The 4,078-nt window shown below is 61.4% G+C and carries 3 protein-coding genes; all 3 read left to right on the top strand.

Annotated features, from left to right (window positions below):
- The coding region (locus tag ACR0DB_RS22490) for a TAXI family TRAP transporter solute-binding subunit (RefSeq protein WP_214646868.1) at nucleotides 1-927 on the top strand (927 nt) is incomplete at its 5' end.
- 106 nt (nucleotides 928-1,033) lie between these two features.
- Complete coding sequence (locus tag ACR0DB_RS22485) at nucleotides 1,034-3,652, top strand: TRAP transporter permease (protein WP_480553076.1); 2,619 nt, start codon at nucleotides 1,034-1,036, stop codon at nucleotides 3,650-3,652.
- Nucleotides 3,649-4,078 (top strand): universal stress protein (locus ACR0DB_RS22480; RefSeq protein ID WP_170775899.1); only part of this gene is annotated, 430 nt, incomplete at its 3' end. The genes ACR0DB_RS22485 and ACR0DB_RS22480, both read left to right, overlap by 4 nt.

Below are 4,078 nucleotides of genomic sequence, written 5' to 3'. Positions count from 1 at the left end.
GCCGCATTTTTGTCGCCTGCGGCTTATGCTGAGGAGTTTATCACGATTGGCACGGGTGGTGTAACGGGCGTTTATTATCCGACGGGTGGCGCGATTTGTCGTTTGGTGAACAAGGGCCGTAAGGAGCATGGGGTTCGGTGTTCGGTGGAATCGACGGGTGGGTCGGTTTACAACATCAACACCATCCGCGAGGGTGAGCTGGAGTTTGGTGTGGCGCAGTCTGACTGGCAGTACCATGCCTATAACGGCACCTCGAAGTTCGAAGATGCGGGCGCGTTTGAGAACCTGCGCGCGGTGTTCTCGGTCCATCCTGAGCCGTTCACGGTTGTGGCGCGCGCGGATGCGGGGATTTCCAGCTTTGAAGACCTCAAGGGCAAGCGCGTGAACATCGGCAACCCGGGTTCGGGTCAGCGCGGCACGATGGATGTTGTGCTTGAGGCCGTGGGCTGGACGCTGGACGATTTCGAGCTGGCCTCGGAGCTGAAAGCGGCTGAGCAGTCGGCGGCGCTGTGCGACAACCAGATCGATGCGATGATCTACACCGTGGGTCACCCGTCGGGCTCGATCCAGGAGGCGACCACTGCCTGTGATTCCGTTCTGGTGAACGTGACCGGCGAGGCGATCGATGGTCTGATCGACGGCAATTCCTACTACCGCACCGCGACCATCCCCGGTGGCATGTATCGCGGCTCGGATGGCGACACCACGACCTTTGGTGTGGGCGCGACCTTTGTGACCTCGGCGGATGTATCCGATGACGCGGTCTATGCGGTTGTCAGCTCGGTCTTTGAAAACTTTGACGATTTCAAAAAGCTGCACCCGGCATTTGCGAACCTGAAGCCCGAAGAGATGATCTCGGACGGTCTGTCGGCGCCGCTGCATCCGGGTGCCGAGAAGTACTACAAGGAAAAAGGCTGGCTGCAGTAAGCCGGACCTGATGTGGGGCGCGCCTGTGACGGGCGCGCCCCTTTTGCACCCGGGGCAACCGGGGGGACGATAAGGCCGAAACGGCCATATGACGGGGAGACGCCAGATGAGTTCCGACACACAATCCAACCGCCCGCTATCTGAAGAAGAGCTTCAGGATCTGGTGGCGTCCTCTGACGCGGGCGCGCGCAATCCGGCGGGGAATGTGGGGCTGTTTCTGGCCATCGTGGCGGTGCTGTGGTCGGTCTTTCAGGTGGTGCTGGCCTCGCCCTTGTCGAATGTGCTGCTGCCGGGCAGCGTGGTGAACAACTCGCGCCAGATCCATCTGGCCTTTGCGATCTTTCTGGCCTTTGCGGCCTATCCGGCGCTGAAATCCAGCCCGCGCAATTACATCCCCGTGCAGGATTGGATCATGGGCGTGGTGGGTGCGGTGATCGCGCTTTATGGTTATATTTTCTACGAAAAAGTCGTGAACAATGGCCTGCTGGCCGATGACGTGGACAAATGGGTGGCCCTGGCTGGGTTGCTGTTGCTGTTCGAGGCCGCGCGGCGTGCGCTTGGCCCGGCGATGGCGATCATTGCCACGATTTTCCTGGCCTATGTGTTCTTTGGCTCATCCTCCTGGGTGCCCGAGGTGATCCAGTGGAAGGGCGCCAGCCTGAAAAAGGCCATGAGCCATATGTGGATCACGTCCGAGGGGGTCTTTGGCATCGCTTTGGGTGTCTCGACCAAGTTCGTCTTCCTGTTTGTGCTGTTCGGTGCGCTTTTGGATAAGGCGGGTGCGGGCAATTACTTTATCAAGATGGCCTTTGGCGCGCTGGGGCACCTACGCGGCGGCCCGGCCAAGGCGGCTGTGGTGGGCTCGGCGGCAACCGGGCTGATCTCGGGTTCTTCGATTGCCAATGTGGTGACTACCGGCACCTTCACCATCCCGCTGATGAAGCGGGTGGGCTTTTCCAGCGAACAGGCGGGCTCGGTCGAGGTCGCCTCTTCGGTGAACGGTCAGATCATGCCGCCGGTGATGGGGGCAGCGGCCTTTTTGATGGTGGAATATGTGGGCATTTCCTATGTCGAGGTGATCACGCATGCCTTCCTGCCGGCGGCGATCTCGTACATCGCACTGGTCTATATCGTGCACCTTGAGGCGGTGAAGCGGAACATGCCGACGTTGGGCAACCGCGTGGTGTCGATGGGCCGCACGATCGGCGGTATGGCGGTGTTCTTCGTGGGCTTTGCCGGGCTGTGCTATGGCATCCAATACCCGATCAAGGCGGTGATTGCGCTGATGCCGGGGGCGTCTGGTCTGGTGCTGTCGGCGCTGGTTGTGGTGGCCTATCTGATCCTGCTGAAACTGGCCTCGGGCGTCGAGGATCTCGTCCCCGATGACCCCAACGCCAAAGAGGTCGAACTGCCGGTCATTGCCGAGATCTACAAGGCCGGTCTGCATTACCTGCTGCCGATCATCGTGCTGGTCTACTTCCTGATGATCGAGCAGAAATCGCCAGGTCTGTCGGCTTTCTGGGCCACCTCGCTGCTGTTCGTGATCCTGCTGACGCAGAAGCCGCTGAAGTCGATCTTCCGGGGTGAGAGCAACACGGCCAATGCTTTCATGGCTGGCGTGGCCGACCTGTGGAACGGCCTGATCGACGGCGCGCGCAACATGATCGGCATCGCACTGGCCACCGCCACTGCAGGCGTGATTGTGGGCACCGTGACGCTGACCGGTGTGGGGCAGGTGATGGCCGATCTGGTCGAGTTCCTGTCGGGCGGCAACCTGATCGCCATGCTGGCGCTGGTGGGCCTGCTCAGCCTTATTCTGGGCATGGGCCTGCCGACCACGGCGAACTATATCGTCGTCAGCTCGCTGATGGCGGGTGTGGTCGTGGAACTGGGCGCGCAGGACGGTCTGATCGTGCCGCTGATCGCGGTGCATCTGTTTGTGTTCTACTTCGGCATCATGGCCGATGTGACGCCGCCCGTGGGTCTGGCCAGCTTTGCCGCTGCTGCCGTGTCAGGAGGCGACGCGATCAAGACGGGCTTCACCGCCTTCTTCTATTCCTTGCGCACCGTGGCGCTGCCGTTCGTGTTCATCTTCAACACCGATCTCTTGCTGATTGATGTGGGCTGGGTGCAGGGCATTCTGGTGGCCATCTCTGCGACCATCGCGATCCTGATCTTCACCGCCGGCACCATGGGCTGGTTCCTGACCCGCAACCGCATCTACGAAAGCGTGGCGCTGATCCTGATCGCCTTTGCGCTGTTCCGTCCGGACTTCTTCATGAACCGCATCGCGCCGCCCTTCGCGCAGATCGACCCGGCACAGCTGGAGCAAGCCGTGGGCAACGCCGCACCGGGCAGCACCCTGCGGATCGAGGTCGCAGGCCCCGATTTTGACACCGGCAACATGACCGAAACCACCGTGGTCCTGACGGTCGGCGACGAGGGTGATGGTGCGGCCCGCATCGATGCCCTTGGCCTGTTGCCGCTTGAGGAGGACGGCCTGGTCAAGCTGGATGAGCCTCTGTTCGGCACCCCGGTCTCGGACGAGCTGTCGAACTTCGACTACTACGCCGACGAGCCCGTCCGCATCACCACCGTGCAGGCCCCCCAGAACCAGCCCCCCAAAGAGCTGATCTTCATCCCGGCGCTGATCTTGCTGGGCTTCATCGCCTTCCTGCAACGCAGCCGTGCAGCCCGCACAAGCGAACAAGAGGTAACATCATGATCAAATCCGTCCTCTGTGCCGTAGATGCCGGGAAGCCCGAAACCGATGCCGAGGTCCTACGTCAGGCCGCGCGGCTGGCAGAGCTCGACAATGCTCAGCTTGATGTTGTTACGGTGCTGCCGGATTTTGGGGAATCCTTTGTCGGCAGCTTCTTCGAGCCCGAGCATCACGAGCAAGCCGTGGCCAAAGCGCAAGAAGCGCTCGAGGCACTGGGTCAATCGGTCCTGGGCGAAGCGCGCAACGCACAGGTACGCCATGTGGTCGCCACGGGCACGGCCTATCAGAAAATCCTGCACACGGCCAAAGAAGCAGGCAGCGACCTGATCGTCATCGGCGCACACCGGCCCGACCTCAAAGACTACCTCCTCGGCCCAAACGCAGCACGCGTCGTCAGACACTCAGAAGTCTCAGTCTACGTCGTGCGCT

The sequence above is a fragment of the Ruegeria sp. AB6 genome (assembly GCF_056542685.1).
This window is presented reverse-complemented; position numbering and strand designations above follow the sequence as displayed.